Genomic DNA, 18,164 nt, shown 5'->3' on the forward strand with positions numbered 1-18,164 from the left:
CATGATAAAACTAGGTGTTGTAATTCTTGCAGCGGGATCTTCCAGCCGGCTTGGTTATCCAAAGCAGTTGGTAGAATTTCGAGGTAAAAAACTGCTTCAGCACATCGTTGAGGTGGCGGAATCATTGGAATTCAGCACTCAGATTCTGGTTCTGGGAGCCAGGGCAGAAGAAATTTTGGAGAGGATTAATCTCAGCAAATTTAAGACAGTGATTCATAAAAGCTGGGAAGAAGGAATGGGTACAAGTATTAGTAAAGGAATTTCTGAAGCACTGGAAAGCGAGAAAGATCTGGAGCATATTCTAATTTTGGTCTCAGACCAGCCTTTTGTAACTAAAGGAACACTCCAGGAATTAGTCACAGTGCATTTAAACAACAATATGCCGGCAACATTTTCGGAATATGCAGGAGATGTTGGAGTTCCTGCAATCTTTTCACGACAACTTTTTTCAGATTTGAAAGAACTGAAAGGCAACCACGGAGCAAAAAAGCTCCTCTTCAATAAAAATCTGGAGTTTGAAACCTTCAAGTTTGAAAGAGGGAATTTTGACGTGGACACTTCAGCAGATGTCGAACTGTTAAAGCAGATGGAGAAGAAGTAAAAGAAATTATATTTTAAATTCAGCGTGACTACCAGTTTCCTCCCTTCAGCAAATAGGTTTTAAAATAAAAAATCTTCTGTTAATTCCTTTTCTTAAGAAGAAGGTCTTATAACAAACCAATCATAAAAATATATTGTCGTGTAAAAATCCTTGTGCTTTTAACTGAAATTATATTAGATTTGTTACTAACCCTTCTTAACCCTACTACTGAAGGATAAATCATTACTTGGTTATGCAGTGGTATGTTTTGTATACAAAACCTAAATGGGAAATAAAAGTTAGTGAGAATCTTCAGAAGAATAATATCAGGGTCTATTGCCCCACAACCACAGAAGTAAAGCAATGGAGCGACCGGAAGAAGAAAGTGACAGTGCCGCTTTTCAGGTCTTATCTTTTTGTTCATATTGCTGAAAAGGACCGCAATAAAGTTTTTGAGGTTCCGGGAGTGGTACGTTATTTATTCTGGCTGGGAAAACCTGCTATTGTTCGTGATGTGGAAATCCAAACGATAAAGAACTGGCTGGATGATGATAATATCGATGAATTAAAGGTAGAAGGATTTTCTGTTGGCGACAATGTGAAAATCTCTCAGGGCGCCTTAAAAGATCAGGAGGCCCTTATACAGGAAATTGGTAAAAAGCGGATGCGGCTGTTTCTCCCTTCTATGGGCTGTATTGTAACCGCTAAAATTTCAGATGTGGTCTGAAAATGTACTTAGTTGTTCTGTTTCAGCCAAAATGAAAAAAAATATTTCTTGTCACTTGAGCGGAGTCAGAAGGTTAATAAAAAAGACTCCACTGAGTTCGACTTCGCATTTTTACTACAAGTTTCTTTATTAGGTGCTCTACCTTACAAGCACACTTTATTATAGCGCTCTTTTTTTAGAGACGCTTAAGATTCTCATCTTGCCCACGTGAAACTATTCCGCATTAAAAGCACGAGATTTCCTTATAATAATTATTTTTGGCTGCACATGGAAATTGTATTGACATGATTCGTCGGGAGAGAAAAACACAACTCTGTCTAAAAGAAAAATTTGATAGTAAAAAGTGAAGGAAGTATCGCATAAGCGGCATATCGCCAAAGCCATAACCTGGAGGTGTATTGGCACGCTCGACACGATTTTTCTCTCATGGTTTATCACAGGCGATCCTTATGTGGGATTGCAAATAGGCCTGGCCGAAGTGCTTACGAAAATGCTGCTTTACTACCTACATGAGCGGGTATGGATTAGGATAAACCTGGGAAAACATACTATTAGCCAATGGCGGCATATTCTTAAAACAATCAGCTGGAGGGTTGTAGGTACATTAGACACAATGTTGCTGGCCTGGGTTATTTCTGGTAGTCCTGTGGTGGGGCTAAAAGTGGGCATGGCTGAAGTGGTGACGAAAATGCTTCTTTACTATCTGCATGAAAGAGCCTGGTATAAAATAGACTACGGAATTAAAAACAGAACCACCAATGAGAACATTTTGGCTGAAAATAACCTGAGTCCGCAGGAATTTGCTGTATCTCAACAGCACAGGTTGAGTCTCAAAGGTCACAAGCCGCTTTTGGTATGGTTTAGTGGTCTTTCGGGTTCCGGAAAATCTACACTAGCCAATATGGTGGAAAAGAAGCTGTACGAAAAAAAGATTCATACTTATTTGCTGGATGGCGACAATGTACGCACAGGGCTAAACAATGATCTTAATTTTACTTCAGAAGATAGATCTGAAAACATTCGCAGGATAGCAGAGGTTGCCAGGCTTTTTATCGACTCCGGCACGGTGGTAATTGCTGCTTTTATTACTCCATTAAAAACAGATAGGGCAACGATTAAAGCAATAGTTGGAGAAAATAACTTTGTTGGGGTATTTGTTAATACTTCTCTTGAAGAGTGTGAAAGAAGAGATGTTAAAGGCCTTTACAAAAAAGCGCGTTCCGGAGAAATAAAAAACTTCACAGGAGTGGATGCGCCTTATGAAGAACCTGTGGATTTTGATATTACTATAGACACTGCAGCCTGTGGTACCGAAGAAGCAGTAGCTCAAATTTTAAATATCGTCGAGAGAAGAATTGTAAGCAGGAAATAAGATTTAATGATATGGAAATAATGACCTCACTTTTAGAAACAGCAATCCGGGCCTCCCTTGCGGCAGGAAAACGCATTATGGAAATTTATGATAATGAAGATTTTGAGGTAGAGGCAAAAGAAGATGAATCTCCGCTTACAAAGGCAGATATAGCTTCACATAATATCATCATGAGTTACCTGGAGAAGCTGGACATCCCAATACTTTCAGAAGAAGGCAAAGATCTTGCTTATAAGGATCGTCAAAAATGGTTAAAGCTGTGGATTGTAGATCCAATAGATGGCACAAAGGAGTTTATTAAAAAGAATGGCGAGTTTACCGTAAATATTGCTTTAATAGAAGATCAGAAGCCGATATTGGGAGTAATTTACGTGCCGGCTTTAAAGGAACTGTATTTTGCTGCTGAAGGAATCGGCTCATATAAATTAATAGGAATAACAGAATTTCCAGGAATGCAGGAAATACTGAAAACTGCCAAAAAACTGCCTTTACCTTCTGAAGAAAAAAAGTATACTGTTGTTGCGAGTAAATCTCACCTTTCTTCGGAAACAAAAGAATATATAAGTTCCCTCGAACAAAAACATGGAGAAGTAAACACCATCTCTGTAGGTAGTTCGCTGAAGTTGTGCATGGTGGCAGAAGGTAAGGCGGATTGTTACCCGCGATTTGCACCCACAATGGAATGGGACACCGCGGCAGGACAGGCGATCTGCACCTTCGCCGGAAAAAAAGTAATTGATTATAAAACCAAAGAAGAAATGCAGTACAACCGTGAGAACCTGCTGAATAATTGGTTCCTTGTAACTAACGAGCATTGAATAAACTCCTCCCTTTTTTAGGAGAGGTGATAAGAGCAGAAACTACATTTCATGTATTAACCATATTATCATTTATTCCAGTATGATTTGCTGCTACTTTGTAGAAAGGATTGGATATTCAAATACCGCAAACCAGATCCCGGGCCAGACAGAAATGGAGGAATCCAAATATCAAAATGACAGAATGATTTTGCCCCGGGGCAATTTCACTAAAAATCAGAATTGTTAAAGATCGAAAACTGTCATTTTCAGAGGTTCACCTTTTACAGAATTTTTTGAAATACCTCCACAAGGCGCTTTACTTCTTCCGCAGTGTTATAATGAACTAAACTCACCCGTACCACACCATTTTTTTCTTCCAGATTCAGATCGTTGATTAGTTTTTTCGCATAAAAATCTCCGAAACGGATTCCGATTCTAAAGTCATCCACTTTTTCTACAATCGCATTACTTTTTAATTCAGCATGTACAAAAGAGATTGTGGGAACACGTGTTTCTTTCCGAAAACTGGTAGCGCCAATAACGCGCACCTTAGGGTTTGTATTTAAATACTGAAGCAAAATTTCACTCAGCTTCTCTTCGTGGCTGGCAATTAAATTATATCCTGTTTCAACTTTTTTCTGAAAAGGAACAGCGGCAGATCTTGGCGTATGCTGCCTGTACATTTCTTCAAAATATTCAGTTAAACCTAAAAGGCTGTAGGTAAGTTCAAAATTGAAATTTCCGGGCTGGAACTTATAAGGAACATCCTTTTTTTTGAAAAAATAATGATTAATACCATCCATCTTTAAGAGCTGATTGTATTTTCCGTACATCATGGCCAGGTGAGGGCCGTAGGCTTTATACCAGCTAAAAACGTAGAAATCGACATCCAGCTCCTGGACATCAATTTTTCTATGTGGTGCATAAGCAACACCATCTACGCACACCAAGGCTCCGGCTTTATGAACAAGGTTGGTAATCTCCTTTACTGGATTAATTGTCCCCAGAATATTGGAACAATGGGTAAAGGCTACAAGTTTTGTATTTCTGCTCAGTAGTGCTTTTAGATCCTTGACATCTAACTCAAGGGTTTCGGGATTAACTTTCCAGATCTTAACGTTAATGCCTCTTTCTTTAAGATCTGTCCAGCAAGAAACATTAGCTTCATGATCTGTATTAGTAACAATTACTTCGTCCCCTTTTTTCCATTGTTTGCTAATGCAAATACTTAAAATACGCAATAACATAGAAGCTGAAGGGCCAATAACCACTTCTTCGGGACGGGATGCATTTACAAATTTGGAAATCTGTTTGGTAGCGTAAGCCAGCTTTTCACCGGCCTCACGAGAAACTTTATAGGATGCTCCCAACTGGACGTTATGATGGGTGAGATAACCAGAAATGCGTTCTATTACTTTTCCCAGGACCTGGGAGCCGCCGGCATTATCCATAAAAACAAAATCACGCTGCAGGGCGGGGAATTGCCTGCGTACATAGTCTATATCCATCATTAAAGAAGGCTTTGGTCAAATGATTTGAGGATCATTTTTATTAAGTTATGTCGAAATTAAATAAATGATAAATCTGTAGCGTTCATTTCCTCATACTGAAATGCTATAAACGCCGGGTTTTATATAGCTAAGAAAACGGCAGGAAACTAATTGTTTCTTCCCGGATTGTCTTATCTCAGTTCAGCACCAACAGCTACAGAGCAGTCATGACCCGGTTGCCCATGCGGTGGATTGATCTTTGGCGTGGCAGACTTTAGTCTTACCGGAGATTGGTTACCAGAAGCATTTGTTGCCGTATTTTGCTGTCCTGCCTGGTTAAGCGGTGCGCCCACAGGTAAATCGCACCTGTGATTTGGTTGTCCATGCGCAGGATTGTACGCTACTTCAGAATCAGTTGATTTTTCTTTATTAAGATAACTGGATTCCACAGAGGTTTCCGGCTGTATTTGTTGTTCCTGCTCTTCAGCATCTTTACAGGAAACGACGCTAAATAAGCTTATACTTAGCAGGCTGAAAATTGCGTTTCTGAATATCTTCTTCATAATAGTCTTTTTTAAAACTTAATTAATAATCTCTTCTACTTCTTCTTCAGAAAGGTTCAAAAGGCCGGCTTTTGGAAGCCTTGTTAGCATAGTCTTCCAGTTCTCATCTTCGGCAAAAATCGACTCAAAAACAGGTTTGGCTTCTTCTAAACGACCGCTGTTAGCGAGGGCAATTGCTTTCCAAAACTTCATTTCCAGATTCTTCGGAAACATTTTTTCGGCAGTTCCATATTCTTTTAATGCTTTATTAATATTTCCCTCCTCCACAGCAAGATCTCCGCGGTTCATATGTTCGTAGGCGCGGGCAGTTTTAAGCAGTCTTTCCAGTTCCTCTACCGGATTTTGATGATCGTCCACCCTCAGGTCTACTTTTTTGTCTTCCCAGGAATTCTGTGCTTTTTCAGGTCCCACGACAATCAGGGCAGCAGATTGTTTTCCGCGAATATCCCCCCCGGCATTTTGAGCTGCTTTAAGTACTTTTAAAACTCTTTCAGCTAAAGGAAGATCTGCATTAAGGTGAAAAGCTTCAGCCATTGCGGGAACAACTTTGTCATTCAGCATCATATTTGCCTGTACAGAAAAATTTTTTCGGTTGATATGACTTGCAGCTTCTACACAATTTTCACCTGTGAAAGCTGCTGTGTTTCCTTCCATATCTAGAAAAGCAACCTGGCGGAATTCCCTTCCTTCATCATTGTTTACAAGCAGTTCCAGTGCTTCATCTGCCGTTATTCCCTGTTCCATGAGCTCCAGGCCTTTTGGACCGTAAGCAGGGTTTACGAAAGATTGTGTCGCGACCACACCCACTCCAGATCTTCCCCAGGAAACCAAAGGACCTACAGAAAACCAATGGCTTTGCACACCGACCGCCATCTGACCGGTAACCGAATCGCGGGCAACAATAGAATAGGTGTGTGCAAAAGCATCCCCGCTGATTTCAGGAGATTGGGCTTTGCTATTTAAAGTTGAAATAATTGCCACAGCGGTAAGGAGAAAGACTTTTTTTATCATTCAACAATTTTTTAAAGCTAAATATAACTAAACTCTGCTGAATTTTCAGAAAGTATGATGCAGGCTAAGCTGAATCTGCCCTTTGCTAATCGCATCTGTAGTCTGGGTCATATAACCGGCCTGTAATCTAAGGTTGTCTTTTATAGCATAACCCAGCGCAGAATAAAACCGGTTGCGATCAAAAAGTTCTACATTGCGGCCATCTCCTATCTCGCGTTCCCCGTTAATAAATATCTCATTATAAAGAGCAAGATAAATCGCATTTTTACTGAGATTATTCTGGTTTAAAGGAACATTTAAAAATATATTGTAGCGGTAACGTGTTCTAAAATCCTGGTTTTCTACCCAGCGTTGCTCGTACCTAAAACGGTGAGCCAGGTAGAGACGGCTGCCTACTTGATGTGGAAGCATGGCTTCCTGGTAAATTCTGCTTTCACCTGAAGTTTCGTTGCTGTCGCCAAATTCCCCCGAGGTGATATTCCCGTAACCCAGGGTAAATTTTACATCTGCATTTTCAGGAGCATAGGTGAGTCCGCCACGAATAAGTAATTGTTCCAAATCACCTCCCAGGTTCCAGTTACGGTACTGTACATCGCCCTGAATTCCCCATTGGCTATCACCAAAAGTAGTGTTCCAGAAATACATGTACCATGCGCCGGTTTTATCTCCATCAACCTGGGCAGAAGCATTAAGATTAAGTAAAAATAGAAACGGAATTAAAATTAAAGTGTGCTTTTTGAACATTTTCAGCTTTTCCTGCAAATATATAAGGGTTTATCGAAAAAAAAGTTATTTGTTCCTTTCAATCTTTTGAACATTGAGAAATTCCGGCCCGTTTTCTACAGGATATCCTTTTATTTTTTCTGCGGAAATTTTCACAGTTTCACCTTCGTATTTAGAAAGATCGATATTGGTGCTTTTAAGGGCATAACTTTTTTCTTCGGAAGTCAAAGTATGCGTTCCATATTGGTAGGAAGTTATTCCTGAAGCCTGAACTACACCGGTAATTCGCAGAAGCGTGGAACCATTGCCGGTAGTGCTGCTACATGCGGAAGTAAAAAAGAATAACACACCTGCTGTAATTATGGTTAATACTTTCATTGCTTATTTCGTTTGATCTAAAATAACTAAGATTTTTAAAAATGTGTAAGATTTAAGTCTTGAATGGATGTATTTCTGAAAACATTATTATTTTTGTGCTCCATTTAGGCCTCGTAGTTCAATGGATAGAATAGAAGTTTCCTAAACTTTAGATCCAAGTTCGATTCTTGGCGAGGCTACTTGTAACATTTAAATAAATACGACCCTGTTAATTTTAACATTTTCAGGGTTTTTTTTGTTTTTCGGCTTTAGTTGATATCACTTAAAGAGTTCACAAATCGTCAACAATTTTGACTTTGTGGATATCCCAATAGCTCATCATTTTCAGTAGCCTTTTATCATCAGGTGAACTTTAATTCTTTTAAACTCGAGCAAATAAACTAGTCAGCTGAATGTGCGTTTTGGTATATATTTGCATTAATTGAAATGTAGATTTAACGGCTTTTATATCAGGCAGGGAGGCAAAATTTATTATTTATAGAGCCTTCTTCCATTGCTCTCACCTCTTGAAGTTCATAAAAATTAATAAAGTTCTTAAAAGATAAAAAAACAAAAAAATAAAATTCATTACCGTATGGTATTTCTTTATATAAGGTTATTTTAGAAATACTTAAATGGTTCTATTTCAATTGTTATAAAACATTGACTACTACATGTCTCAGGAAAATAAAAAATCAAGTATTGAAAGCTTAAAAAGGTCTGAAAATAATTTTCCTGTGGTTGGCATAGGTGCATCTGCCGGGGGTTTAGCTGCATTTAAGGAATTTATCCAGGCGATCCCGAAGGATTCGGGAATGGCTTATGTGCTGGTGCAACATCTGGACCCGAATCATGAAAGTCTGCTGCCGGAATTACTCCAGAAATGTTCTGAGCTGCCCATCCTTGAGATTTCCAATGATCTCACGGTAAAATCAGATCATATTTATATCATTCCCACCAATAAAATGCTGATGTCCAATGACGGGAAACTGGAGCTTAGCCCGAGACCTCAGAAAGCTGGCGCTGTAAAGAATTTGCCCATTGATCTTTTTTTTAAATCCCTGGCAGAAGTACATCAGGAACAATCAATTGGCGTAATCCTTACAGGAAACGGAGCCGATGGGACAGCGGGGTTCAGAGCGATAAAAAATAATGGCGGGATAACCTTTGCCCAAAGTGAAGACACTGCCGAATATCCATCTATGCCCCGTTGCGCAATTGAGGAAGGTGTTGTTGATTTTATTCTTTCCCCGCGGGAGATGCCGGCTAAGATCCTGGAGGTTGTTGAAAATTTCTACGGAATTAACGGTAATGAAAAACAGCTGGAGAACGAAGATGTAGATGTTTATAAACAAATACTCGCCTTACTGCGCATAAGAAAGGGAATCGATTTTACTTATTACAAGCAAACCACCATACGCCGGAGGATTTTACGCAGAATGGCACTAAGCGGCAAAAAGGAACCGGCAGATTACCTGAAATTTTTACGGGAGCATAAACATGAACAAGGTGTATTGCAACAGGATCTCCTGATCCCGGTGACTGAATTTTTCAGGGATGAGGAGATCTTTAACAGGTTGTCCAGCACTGTCTTTCCAAAAATTTTGAAGGACAAAAGTAGAGAAGAGGCTGTGCGAATTTGGGTGGCAGGCTGTAGTACAGGACAGGAAGTATATAGTATCGCAATATGCCTGCATGAGTTTATGGAGGAGAATAAAAGTAGTGCGAAGGTACAGATTTTTGGTACAGATATTAGTGATCCCGCAATAGGCAAAGCCCGGAACGGAATCTATAAAAAATCTGAAATGGAGAACCTGAGTCCGCAAAGGGTGGACCGCTTTTTTAACAAAGTGGACAGCAAATACCAGATTAAAAAAGAGGTGCGTGAAATGTGCATTTTCTCCCTCCATAATTTTCTTAAAGATCCACCTTTTGGAAAAATGGATATTATCGCCTGCCGTAATGTACTTATTTATTTACAGCCCTACCTTCAGAAGAAAGCACTCACTACGTTTCATTATGCACTAAATATAAATGGTTACCTCTTGTTGGGGAAATCTGAAACTACCGGGAATGCCCCCGATCTTTTTATTCCGTCAGAAAAAAATCATAAAATATTTAAGCCCAGGGAGCGGCCGGGAAAATTTATGCAGGTAGCTTCCCAGCGCAAAGAAGAAAATTTTCGTGAATTCAGCAGAAATAGAAAAGCAGAAAATGCCCAAACAGATTTCCAGCGGACTGCAGATGAAGTTATTCTAAGCCGGTACACTCCTGCGGGCGTCGTAATAGATGAGGCTATGGACATAGTTCACTTTCGCGGTCGTACCGGAATATATCTGGAACCACAGTCGGGCAAGCCTAATCTAAACCTATTGAGAATGGCTAAACCGGGCCTCTCTTTTGAACTGCGAAGTATTATTCACCACGCCAAAAAAGAGAATGAATCGGTTATAAGAGAAAATATCCCTATACCTGAAGGAAATGGCCAACGCATCATTTCTATTGAAGCTATTCCTTTGCCCAACCTGGCAGAACCTTATTATCTGGTCCTCTTTCATGATCCCTTAGCCCAACCCGTAGTTTCAGGATACAGAAAGGTTGTGGAAAAGATTTCTTCTGAAGAACCCAAAGAAGATGAAAAGGACCTGCTCATATACCAGCTTGAAAAAGAACTGGCACAGGCCCGGGAAGATATGCGCAGTATTACTGAAGACCAGGAGGCCACGAATGAAGAATTGCAAAGTGCAAATGAGGAATTGCAGAGCGGAAGCGAAGAACTTCAAACCCTGAATGAAGAACTGGAAACGAGCAAAGAGGAGCTACAAAGCACCAACGAGGAACTTACCAGCCTTAACCAGGAATTGCTGAGCATGAATAAAAATCTCACCACCGCCCGTAATTTTGCAGTAGATATTTTTCAAACAGTTAGAGAGCCATGGCTTGTACTTGACAGTAATCTTAGGATTAAATCTGCTAATAATGTGTTTTACAAAACCTTTAGAACCTCTGAGGCAGAAATTGAGAACAAATCTGTTTTAAACCTGGGCAGGAAAGAAGGAAGCCTGTTTGAAATGGAGGGATTGCTGAAGAAGGTCCTGACCGAGAAATCTGTTATTTCTAATTACGAGATTACCCGGGAATTCCCTGTAATTGGTGAGCGTACTATGCTGATTAATGCCCGCGAAATAGTAAGAGAAGAAGGTGGAGAAAAATTGATCCTGCTGGTATTTGGGGATATTACAGATAAAAAACTGGTGGAAAAATCCCTTGAGAAGAGCGAAATTAAATTCAAGCTCCTGGTAGAAACACTGCCGCAGCTCATCTGGATAGCGGATGCAACAGGACAACCGGAATTTTTTAATGCTAAATGGAAAGAGTTTACAGGGGCAACAGATGCAGACATCGAGGGTGACCGGTGGCAAGATTTTGTGCACCCTAACGATCGGCAGAGGGTTTCTGAACATTGGAGCAAGTGCGTAAAAACAGGGGAACCTTTTTCTATCGAATATAACCTGAAAGATAAAGAGGGCAATTATAATTGGTTTCTGGCAAAGGCCCTGCCGCTGTTTAGCACAGATGGGGAGATTATGAAATGGTTTGGCTCCAATACGAATATCCAAATCCATAAAGAGGCCGAAAATGCCTTAATAAGGAGTAGCTCTCAATTCCGTCAGTTTACTGAGTTCATGCCAGAGAAGGTTTCAAATGCAGATCCATCAGGAAAAGTTATTTATTTTAATAAGAGCTGGGAGAATTACTCGGGATGGACCAGGGAAGAACTGGTTGAAAAAGGATGGGCAAATCTTGTGCATCCCGATGATGTTAAGAATAGTATTGAAAAGTGGAATAAAAGTGTATCGACAGGAGAAGAACTGGAACTGGAAATGAGATTGCGGGATCGACAAGGGGAATACAGGTGGCACATGACCCGGGCAATTGCTATTAAAGATGAAGAAGGAAACGTAAAACAGTGGATTGGAGCAACCACAGAGATTGAGAAGTTTAAAGAAGAAGAACGACGAAAAGAAGGTTTTCTCCAGCTGGTGAGTCATGAACTTAAAACACCGGTTACCTCTATAAAAGGATATGTCCAATTATTGCTCAATATGCTGCAACAGGAAAATAAAACGCTGGAATCGTTGCCTCTTGAACCTTCCTTAAAGCGTATTGATGAACAGATTATACGGCTTACCAGGCTTATCTCAGAAATGCTTGACATTTCAAGAATAGAGGAAAATAAGCTGGACCTAAGGAAGGAGACTTTTGATATTAATGAGTTTGTTGAAGAAACGGTACAGGATATACTACGTACAGAAATTGACCATCAAATTAATATTCAGCACGAGTTCAAATGCAAAATTAAGGCAGATAAGGACAGGATAGGCCAGGTTTTGATTAACCTGATTACTAATGCAGTAAAGTATTCGCCTGATAATAAGGAAATTGAAATACTGCTTTTTGAATCAGAAGATCATAAAGCAGCCATAAGTATTTCAGATAAAGGAATTGGTATTTCTAAAAGGGATCAAAAGGAAATATTTAAAAGATTTCACCGCGTGGAAGGCAAAAATGAAGATACATATGCGGGACTTGGTATAGGATTATTCCTGGCACAAGAAATTTTGGAACGGCATGGCGGCAGTTTAACTGTAGAAAGTGAACTGGGACAGGGCTCAATATTTACTTTTACCCTTCCTTATGATGCTGAAAATTGTTCCTGATTATGTGGAGTGAGTAGTGAAAAGTAAATTCACGTTGAAATTGGTTTAAAAACTTAAAATTAAGTAGCTCCCATTTTTTCAAGGGGAGGTGGCCGTAGGCCGGAGGGGTTAAATTTGCAGTGATGCAGTGATTCCGTGAAGGAGTGAATAGTGAAAAGTGAAGAGCAAATGGGCCACATTGAGCCTGTCGAGATGCTTTTTAATAAAATCAAATGCGTCTCGTTTCATTTAATGTCGATAATTGCCATTTTTGAGGTCCTCCTAATTTCTTCGGAAATAAAAAGTATTTACTCTTCAGTAGGAGGGGATTTGTGGAGGTCTTCATTTAAAAGCTTGAGAAGAGATTTGAAACGGTCTATATGCTTCCTTACTTCATTCAGTCGGTTTTCATGAAATTCAGAAAGTTTAAAATCTCCATCTGTATTTTCACGCTTTGCCATTAACAGGAGAAGATTTTCTTTTTCTTCCAGCATACGTATGGAAACCCAAATAGATTCTTCGATTTTCTTATCCTGCAGGTCATGCAGGATCTTTTCAGTAAACACATGTCCTGTGTGGCATCTGTAGCGGTTTAGAGGATCATTTTTTAGAGCCCATAATCCACCTCCGCAGTCGGGACAGACAAAATCGCTGTGATCTGCAATCTTCTTGATTTCATTAATATCACTCATCATTTGTTCGGTTAAATTTGCTTCGATGCGAATTTCATGCGGAACAGGTTTTTCCGAAGGAAGCGGCTGGGTTAGAATATTGTTTATAATAGCCGGAATTTCTTTCAGCTTTGCCTGAAAATCTACTTTTATTTTATTGAGCACACTGCGGGGCATATCCGAAAATTGTGCTTCCATAGGATCCTGGATAATACAAAGTCCGCCGCAGCGTTTTATTGCAGACATTCCCGAGGTACCATCTTCAAACAAACCTGTAAGGATAATGCCGATTGTCCTGTGACCGTAATTTACAGCGGCAGATCTAAAAAGCACATCAATAGAAGGGCGGTACTTATTTTCATGTGGACCTGAGGTTAAAAGCAACCTATCATTCTTTACCAATAATTGATGCTCTGGCGGGGCAACATATAAATGGCCTTTTTTTAAAGACATTCCGTTTATGGCAACTCCGCAATTTAACCCTGTATTTTTCTGAAAACTGTTCGCAATATGTTGGCTATTGGATTTTTTCGACACATGGATAACTACCATAACTGCCACATCCATATCTGCTGAAAGTCCTGATATTACTTCATTTATTGCGGGCAAGCCACCTGCCGATGCACCAATAACGATAATATTTCTGATTCCGCTCACGTTTTCTTTGCTGTTTGCAACCATTTTTTCCAATCCTGATAAACTGTTGAGGTTATCCTTACAAGTTACTATTTAGGTTTTAAAAGGATTTTTAATGAATCGTAAAATTTTGCCAATCTTGTTAATTCCTTTATAGAGTAATGAGCAGCAGGTTTATGATTTAAGGAGAGCGTGCAAAGTATGTTTTCTAAAAGCCATGTCTAAGCTTTTCTCTTTTTAAAATTTGATCATTTTTCAATGGATAGAACTTGGTGATAGGGACTTACCTATTAGAGCTTTTTGTTGTTATGCAAAGCAGTTATTTTTTTTAAAATAGTAGACAGGATTAAACTAAAAAGCACAAAGCCAATAAAAATGATAAATCCCGGTTGCAGGGATGTTTTATTGGTCGAAATGCTTACGAGCGATTCTGTGTCCCTATTCACGTTGGAAAGCTGGTGATCCAGGATTCCCTGGAAACCGATATAAGCCATAAATATAGCGATCACATAAACGTCTGCCATGCTCCATTTTCCCGATTTAAAAGCGAAGAATTTGAGAATATTATTCTTCCTTAATTTTTCATTTCCGGCGAGGTAGATTTGAGTGGAAAGGAGTTTGGCAACAGGAAAAACAATGCTAAAAATAAGAATTAGGATTCCTACGAGAAATGAATCCACTTTTCCATTAGCAAATAAAATATCGATAACCTGCAGGATACTTTTACTTTGAAAGAAAATCACCTGATCATTAAAAACGATATGTTCGCCTATCAGCTGGAAATTCACTTGTTGAAAACGAGCATCTATTTCTATCATAGGAGCTGTAATACCCGAAAAAAGCACCACCAGTGATACCAGTACCGAGACTATGAAAAGTGGGGTATGTAGCGGTTTCTGATTTCTGAGTAGCCACCAGAGCAAGAGGAAAGCCATAATTACGCCAAGCAGGATATAGGTATGAAAGTAGGTTTGCTCTTCCAGCATTATAAGTTCTCCTGAAGTTTTTTCGTTAAAACCTTTCAGGTCAGCTACTTCGTATTTATTAAAAAGGGCTTCTAATCGTTGGACGGCAGCTTCAGAATTGTCATGAGTAAGATCACTATACTCCTGTAGCTTACTTTTAATAACAAACTTTAGCGCTTCCTTGTTCTCCGGTTTCTGAATTTCATCAACAATGGTTTGGGCAAACATAGGTACTAATGCCCTTATCTTTTCCTCGGGAACCAATGTTCTTACCGCAAATTTGCGTAGTTTTCCTTTTAAGGTCTTTTGCTTCAGGTTCATTAAGCTGTCTCCTTTGTCGATCCCGGCGGTAAGAATATTTTCCACCTGAAGAACCAAAGTATCTTCCTGTTCGGCGGTGAACTCAAATTCGTCAATACGGTTCAGGACCATATTGGTTAAATGATCCCTCCAGATATTTACAGATAAAATTCCGTGGGTAATGCTGTTAAGTTCGCTGTAGTCCTTTTTGATTTCGGCAGCTTCCGAAGAATATCTATAGACCTGAAAGCTGCTCCATCCCGCTAAGGCGAGAAGGCTACCTGTAAAACATATCAGAAGGACACGCTGTAAAAATTTTGACATCACGCACGAGATTAATCTTATAAATGTAATCCTTTAATTCTGATAAAATCATGTCTATTTATAGTAGTAAATTCACTCCATTTTTTTTTAGCAGAAAGCATCATTGTCCAGGATTCAAAACATTGTTCTAAGAAAATATTTTTTATTCTTTATTTCTTAGTAAAATAACCGGGAGATATTTACTTTCATCCGCTCAAAAAAGTAGTAGTATGTTATTAAAATCTCTCAGACCATTGCTGATAATGGTCCTATTAGCCTCCTTTTTCTCATGTTCAGAAGATGAATCTCCTGAAGAAACAGAGGGTTCTGAAATTGTGGACACCTATAGTTATCTTGCTTTAAGAAACGACGGAACCTTATTCACCATTGGCAATAATAGTGGAAAAGTAGTAGAAATGGGTAACATTCCCGGTATTGAATTCAATACTATGTTTAATGCGGTGACCTCTTCAGGTTCTGAAAATTTTATATATGAACACCGTTTTGATCCTCCCAGGGGGATTATATATGCATGGGAGAAACGATCTGGTGAAACCCGTTCTGCCATACTTGATTATCCGGAGCAATTTGGAGACAATACAGCATTATTGTCTTTGGACTGGGATGAAGAAAATCAAAACCTGGTAGGGATCACTAGAGAAAATATGGAGCAGAGTAACCATCAGAAACCAATTATGGTGGTAAGTATAAACCCGGAAAATTTTGAAATAACTACCGGTGAAATCGACCTGAGTACAAAAGGTTATGAAAATATATATTCCACAAGCCTAATAAGACAAAAACTATACGTGGTAGCTTCAAAAACAGAAAGAGTTACAGAAGCTGATTTATTAGAAATTGAACTTGACCAAAATTCTGTTGAGGTTCTTCCGCGACAGGGTATTGCGACTGGTTTTACGAATATTGGGAACAGCGGTGGTACAACAACTTTGTTCGGATTTTCACCTGTAGCTAACTCTTCTTATATGGCAGAAGTGAGACCGGTAATTTACAACATAGAGACAGGAACGGTAACAGAAGTATCTGAAGTTCCACGAATATCTTCTTTAAATTTTGCTCATAAAACCTTTTACAATGGAGAGGGGAAAGAGTTTGTAGAACTTGTAGGAGCAAATAATTCCATAAATCTTTTAAAGTACAATCCTTCAACAGGTGATCAGGAATTAATAAAATTACAGAATGCAGACGACCTTTCTTCACTGATAAGTATTATTGCTGTAAGAGAGCTTTAACAGGTTTTGCTGAAGCATAAATAAGGAATGGACGCTATTACACGTCCATTCCTTTTAGAATTAAAACCGGTCCCCACACGATTTTAAATCTAATCTTTGTTATTCTTTCAGGAAGATTTTTAGGTGTCAGATGAGACTTCGCTACAGTCCATCGCCTGTACTTGATTAATAGCTTCCTCATATTGACTTCCCCAATACTGGCAATCTTCAAATTCCTGGTAGAAATCGGTCATTGCTTCTTTATAAACTTCACAGGTCTGAGAACTTGGAGCCTGGGAATAAGCATTTAAAGCATTTACAACATCTTCCCATTCTGACTGGAAATCATTACATCCGCCTATGTTATCATCAGTACCGGCGTCGTCATCTCCGGAACAGGAGGATAAGCTGAAAAGCGTTATACATAAAATAAGTGGAAAAATTTTAGAATAAATTTTCATAATTTAATTTTTATAGTTAGTGTTTTCTGAAGGACGATAATTGTTGTTTTTAGATAGACGTCCAATTTTTTAAATATTCCGAAACCACTCTTCAAATTTATCTCCCAGTAAGGGTACCGGCTGTGTTTTTCCGTTAATGGCATTTATAAGTCCCATTATCCATAGATACAACAGGAAGATAGAACCGAAGAAACTGGCAATCCATCCTAAAATAGGCACCAATCCTACAATGAAAAGTGCAATTCCGCACAAAGAGAGACCTAAGGACTGCTTGATATGGTATGCAGCAAAGGGATCTTTCTTTTCGTTGTTCATTACAAAGGCAACAATAAGCCCTATGATGGTCAAATAGGCAACGATAGCCATTGTTTTGTCATCTGTGGCAGTATTTTTATTTTCTGCATGTGTATTTCCGGATTCCATAATCAGAATATTTAGAAGTTGAGCATCAAAGATTCAATTCCGGCGGCTTTTAGTGAAAAAGTGAATTTTACAGCCCCTGCTTTATTAGTGTAATTTTCAATTGTACGCTTTGCTGCTTCTGCATTTTGCAAAATTGCCGGTTTAAAACCCTGGACATTGGAATTATAAATCAAATTTCACTCCTGCGCCAATCACAAGCTGTCCGCCATCTATAATTACATATTTCGCCTCAGCAAAAGGAATTATACTGCTCCCAATGTCAAAATTAGCACCGGCACCAAGATTTAATCCGAACCTGCCGTCACTTACAGACATAGAAGCACCGCCAAATCCGCTGCCATCATAATCCACACCTACGTGGGAATAATTTAATCCTGCGAGTCCGTAAAAGCCAAGGCTCTCTGTGTTAACGAAGTAATAATTGGCATTTCCGTTTATTTCCCACCAGTTAAGGCTAACCCCAGATTCGTCTTTAGGAAGGTAGTAAATGAAGCCCGGTGCAATGGTAAGATCTTCGATAATTGGAAATTCTGCGGTTACGCCAATTCCCGGATTTTCAATCTCGGTACCATAAGCAACCATGGCACCTAATCGGGTTTCGGTTTGTGCAGAACTGTTAAAGATTCCTGCGAGAAATAATAAAGCTCCGGTAAAAAGTAATCTCGTTTTCATGTCAAAAGATTTTAGTTTAAAAATTCGTTTGTCATTTAGTGCAAAAAGTGTCGTGGGTTATTTATTCAATGGTGTAAATATCTTATGCAGCTATGTTTCTATCAATAGGAACTGAGTATAAGCTGGTTATGAATGAGCGAAATATATAACTGCTTTATTCAGATGGATTTTGAGCCCC

The 18,164-nt window shown here is 39.1% G+C and carries 16 protein-coding genes and 1 tRNA gene; 7 read left to right on the forward strand and 10 right to left on the reverse strand.

Translation table 11 applies throughout. The annotated features are described in order from the left end of the window. Position 1: 1 nt before the first annotated feature. The 4 genes from RM541_RS15120 (at position 2) to cysQ (ending at position 3,497) form a co-directional block, all read left to right on the forward strand. Entirely contained in the window at positions 2-601 is a 600-nt protein-coding gene (locus RM541_RS15120) for a nucleotidyltransferase family protein (protein WP_311500973.1), read from the forward strand. A gap of 232 nt (positions 602-833) precedes the next feature. Beyond that, entirely contained in the window at positions 834-1,307 is a 474-nt protein-coding gene (locus RM541_RS15125) for a UpxY family transcription antiterminator (RefSeq protein WP_311500974.1), read from the forward strand. Positions 1,308-1,650: 343 nt separating this feature from the next. Further along, positions 1,651-2,679, forward strand: coding sequence for an adenylyl-sulfate kinase (cysC, locus tag RM541_RS15130; protein ID WP_311500975.1), 1,029 nt, complete (start codon positions 1,651-1,653; stop codon positions 2,677-2,679). Positions 2,680-2,699: 20 nt separating this feature from the next. Beyond that, positions 2,700-3,497, forward strand: a complete 798-nt coding sequence (gene cysQ / locus RM541_RS15135; RefSeq protein WP_311500976.1) for a 3'(2'),5'-bisphosphate nucleotidase CysQ — start codon at positions 2,700-2,702, stop codon at positions 3,495-3,497. 263 nt (positions 3,498-3,760) lie between these two features. On the opposite strand, the gene RM541_RS15140 is transcribed toward cysQ, so the two are convergent. The 5 genes from RM541_RS15140 to RM541_RS15160 all read right to left on the reverse strand — a co-directional run bounded on the left by RM541_RS15140 (position 3,761) and on the right by RM541_RS15160 (position 7,644). Then, entirely contained in the window at positions 3,761-4,990 is a 1,230-nt protein-coding gene (locus RM541_RS15140) for a cysteine desulfurase-like protein (RefSeq protein WP_311500977.1), read from the reverse strand. A gap of 170 nt (positions 4,991-5,160) precedes the next feature. Beyond that, positions 5,161-5,532, reverse strand: a complete 372-nt coding sequence (locus RM541_RS15145) for a hypothetical protein (RefSeq protein ID WP_311500978.1) — start codon at positions 5,530-5,532, stop codon at positions 5,161-5,163. Between the two features lie 18 nt (positions 5,533-5,550). After that, positions 5,551-6,543 carry a DUF1028 domain-containing protein gene (locus RM541_RS15150; protein WP_311500979.1) on the reverse strand — a complete coding sequence of 331 codons (993 nt, stop codon included), beginning with the start codon at positions 6,541-6,543 and terminating at the stop codon, positions 5,551-5,553. A 45-nt stretch (positions 6,544-6,588) separates the two neighbouring features. Beyond that, the gene (locus RM541_RS15155; RefSeq protein ID WP_311500980.1) at positions 6,589-7,287 is read right to left on the reverse strand and encodes a DUF2490 domain-containing protein; all 699 of its coding nucleotides are present in this window, start codon (positions 7,285-7,287) and stop codon (positions 6,589-6,591) included. 45 nt (positions 7,288-7,332) lie between these two features. Beyond that, on the reverse strand, positions 7,333-7,644 hold the full coding sequence (locus RM541_RS15160) for a hypothetical protein (RefSeq protein WP_311500981.1): 312 nt from the start codon (positions 7,642-7,644) through the stop codon (positions 7,333-7,335). Positions 7,645-7,751: 107 nt separating this feature from the next. Between RM541_RS15160 and RM541_RS15165 the strand changes: the two genes are divergently transcribed. Continuing rightward, positions 7,752-7,823, forward strand: a tRNA-Arg gene (locus RM541_RS15165). Between the two features lie 474 nt (positions 7,824-8,297). After that, entirely contained in the window at positions 8,298-12,344 is a 4,047-nt protein-coding gene (locus RM541_RS15170) for a CheR family methyltransferase (protein WP_311500982.1), read from the forward strand. 287 nt (positions 12,345-12,631) lie between these two features. Here the strand turns inward: RM541_RS15170 and RM541_RS15175 are convergent, their stop codons facing one another. Further along, positions 12,632-13,675 (reverse strand): chemotaxis protein CheB, encoded by a 1,044-nt coding sequence (locus tag RM541_RS15175; RefSeq protein WP_311500983.1) that lies wholly within the window; start codon positions 13,673-13,675, stop codon positions 12,632-12,634. A gap of 245 nt (positions 13,676-13,920) precedes the next feature. Then, positions 13,921-15,219, reverse strand: coding sequence for a paraquat-inducible protein A (locus RM541_RS15180; RefSeq protein WP_311500984.1), 1,299 nt, complete (start codon positions 15,217-15,219; stop codon positions 13,921-13,923). Between the two features lie 209 nt (positions 15,220-15,428). Here RM541_RS15180 and RM541_RS15185 point away from each other — a divergent pair, with 209 nt between their 5' ends. Beyond that, on the forward strand, positions 15,429-16,451 hold the full coding sequence (locus RM541_RS15185) for a hypothetical protein (RefSeq protein ID WP_311500985.1): 1,023 nt from the start codon (positions 15,429-15,431) through the stop codon (positions 16,449-16,451). Between the two features lie 119 nt (positions 16,452-16,570). On the opposite strand, the gene RM541_RS15190 is transcribed toward RM541_RS15185, so the two are convergent. From RM541_RS15190 to RM541_RS15200, 3 genes are all read right to left on the reverse strand, one after another. Beyond that, a complete protein-coding gene (locus RM541_RS15190) occupies positions 16,571-16,891 on the reverse strand; it encodes a hypothetical protein (RefSeq protein ID WP_311500986.1) in 321 nt (106 codons plus the stop codon). A gap of 69 nt (positions 16,892-16,960) precedes the next feature. Then, positions 16,961-17,314, reverse strand: a complete 354-nt coding sequence (locus RM541_RS15195; protein ID WP_311500987.1) for a DUF4870 domain-containing protein — start codon at positions 17,312-17,314, stop codon at positions 16,961-16,963. Between the two features lie 162 nt (positions 17,315-17,476). Beyond that, complete coding sequence (locus RM541_RS15200; RefSeq protein WP_311500988.1) at positions 17,477-17,986, reverse strand: outer membrane protein; 510 nt, start codon at positions 17,984-17,986, stop codon at positions 17,477-17,479. Positions 17,987-18,164: the final 178 nt, after the last annotated feature.

The organism is Autumnicola psychrophila (genome assembly GCF_031846645.1).
Lineage (GTDB): Bacteria > Bacteroidota > Bacteroidia > Flavobacteriales > Flavobacteriaceae > Autumnicola > Autumnicola psychrophila.